General features: G+C 55.5%; 2 rRNA genes. Both read left to right on the forward strand.

Annotation, left to right across the window (positions count from 1 at the left end):
- Positions 1 to 2,380: ribosomal RNA gene (locus G9U53_RS33160) — 23S ribosomal RNA — on the forward strand; the annotation flags it as partial.
- Between the two features lie 153 nt (positions 2,381 to 2,533).
- Positions 2,534 to 2,650 (forward strand): 5S ribosomal RNA (rrf, locus tag G9U53_RS33165).
- The last annotated feature ends 2 nt before the right edge of the window (positions 2,651 to 2,652 follow it).

Consider the following 2,652-nt stretch of genomic DNA (forward strand, 5'->3'; position numbering starts at 1 on the left):
AGTGGCATGCTCTAGACCCGAAGCGGAGTGATCTACCCATGGCCAGGTTGAAGCGACGGTAAGACGTCGTGGAGGACCGAACCCACTTAGGTTGAAAACTGAGGGGATGAGTTGTGGGTAGGGGTGAAAGGCCAATCAAACTCCGTGATAGCTGGTTCTCCCCGAAATGCATTTAGGTGCAGCGTCGCGTGTTTCTCACCGGAGGTAGAGCTACTGGATGGTCTAGGGGGCCCACAAGCTTACCGAAATCAGCCAAACTCCGAATGCCGGTGAGTGAGAGCGCGGCAGTGAGACTGCGGGCGATAAGGTTCGTAGTCGAGAGGGAAACAGCCCAGATCGCCAGCTAAGGTCCCTAAGCGTGTACTAAGTGGAAAAGGATGTGGGGTCGCGAAGACAACCAGGAGGTTGGCTTAGAAGCAGCCACCCTTGAAAGAGTGCGTAATAGCTCACTGGTCAAGTGATCCTGCGCCGACAATGTAGCGGGGCTCAAGTACACCACCGAAGCTGCGGCATTCACGCAATAGCCCCCAGTTGATCCAAGGATTTTCTGGCAGGTGTGTGGATGGGTAGGGGAGCGTCGTGTGGCCATGGAAGCGGCAGGGTGACCTAGCCGTGGAGGCCACACGAGTGAGAATGCAGGCATGAGTAGCGAAAGACGAGTGAGAAACTCGTCCGCCGAATGACCAAGGGTTCCTGGGCCAGGTTAATCCGCCCAGGGTGAGTCGGGACCTAAGACGAGGCCGACAGGCGTAGCCGATGGACAACGGGTTGATATTCCCGTACCCGTGTGAACGCGCCCATGGTGAATCAGTGATACTAACCATCCTGAAGCCACGAGAAGACCTTCGGGTCTCGAGTTGGTGGATGCATGGGACCTGATCTGGTAGTAGCCAAGCGATGGGGTGACGCAGGAAGGTAGCTGAGCCAGTCAGTGGTAATACTGGTGTAAGCGTGTAGGGCGTGACCTAGGCAAATCCGGGTCGCACACAAGCCTGAGACGTGATGCGTAGCCGATTGAGGCGAATTCAGTGATCCTATGCTGCCGAGAAAAGCCTCTAGCGAGCTTTCACACGGCCCGTACCCCAAACCGACACAGGTGGTCAGGTAGAGAATACTAAGGCGATCGAGATAACTATGGTTAAGGAACTCGGCAAAATGCCCCCGTAACTTCGGGAGAAGGGGGGCCCTGTCTGGTGACGACATTTACTGTCTGAGCTGGGTGGGGCCGCAGAGACCAGTGAGAAGCGACTGTTTACTAAAAACACAGGTCCGTGCGAAGTCGTAAGACGATGTATACGGACTGACGCCTGCCCGGTGCTGGAAGGTTAAGAGGACCGGTTAGTTCCTTCGGGAGCGAAGCTGAGAATTTAAGCCCCAGTAAACGGCGGTGGTAACTATAACCATCCTAAGGTAGCGAAATTCCTTGTCGGGTAAGTTCCGACCTGCACGAATGGCGTAACGACTTCTCAGCTGTCTCAACCGTAGACTCGGCGAAATTGCATTACGAGTAAAGATGCTCGTTACGCGCGGCAGGACGAAAAGACCCCGGGACCTTCACTACAGCTTGGTATTGGTGTTCGGTTCGGTTTGTGTAGGATAGGTGGGAGACTGTGAAGCGGTGACGCCAGTTATCGTGGAGTCGTTGTTGAAATACCACTCTGATCGAATTGGACCTCTAACCTCGGACCATGATCTGGTTCAGGGACAGTGCCTGGTGGGTAGTTTAACTGGGGCGGTTGCCTCCCAAAATGTAACGGAGGCGCCCAAAGGTTCCCTCAGCCTGGTTGGCAATCAGGTGTCGAGTGCAAGTGCACAAGGGAGCTTGACTGTGAGACTGACAGGTCGAGCAGGGACGAAAGTCGGGACTAGTGATCCGGCACCGGCAAGTGGAAGCGGTGTCGCTCAACGGATAAAAGGTACCCCGGGGATAACAGGCTGATCTTCCCCAAGAGTCCATATCGACGGGATGGTTTGGCACCTCGATGTCGGCTCGTCGCATCCTGGGGCTGGAGTAGGTCCCAAGGGTTGGGCTGTTCGCCCATTAAAGCGGCACGCGAGCTGGGTTTAGAACGTCGTGAGACAGTTCGGTCTCTATCCGCCGCGCGCGTTAGAAACTTGAGGAAGGCTGTCCCTAGTACGAGAGGACCGGGACGGACGAACCTCTGGTGTGCCAGTTGTTCCGCCAGGAGCACCGCTGGTTAGCTACGTTCGGAAGGGATAACCGCTGAAAGCATCTAAGCGGGAAGCCTGTTCCAAGATGAGGTTTCTCACCCCCTCGAGGGGGTAAGGCCCCCGGCAGACCACCGGGTTGATAGGCCAGAACTGGAAGTGCAGTAATGCATGCAGGTGACTGGTACTAATAGGCCGAGGACTTACCACAAAGAAGCTACGCGTCCACTGTGCGGTATCTGAAACAACACACAGATACTGATGAGAAACCCTGTTTTCTCCATCCCCCAACACCAGAAACTGGTGTTGACGGGTGGTGAAACCAGGTGATCAGAAGAAGGTTACTGTGACAGTTTCATAGAGTTACGGCGGTCATAGCGAAGGGGAAACGCCCGGTCCCATTCCGAACCCGGAAGCTAAGCCCTTCAGCGCCGATGGTACTGCACTCGACAGGGTGTGGGAGAGTAGGACACCGCCGAACAC

It is taken from the genome of Rhodococcus sp. D-46, from assembly GCF_011290655.1.
GTDB lineage: Bacteria > Actinomycetota > Actinomycetes > Mycobacteriales > Mycobacteriaceae > Rhodococcus_F > Rhodococcus_F qingshengii.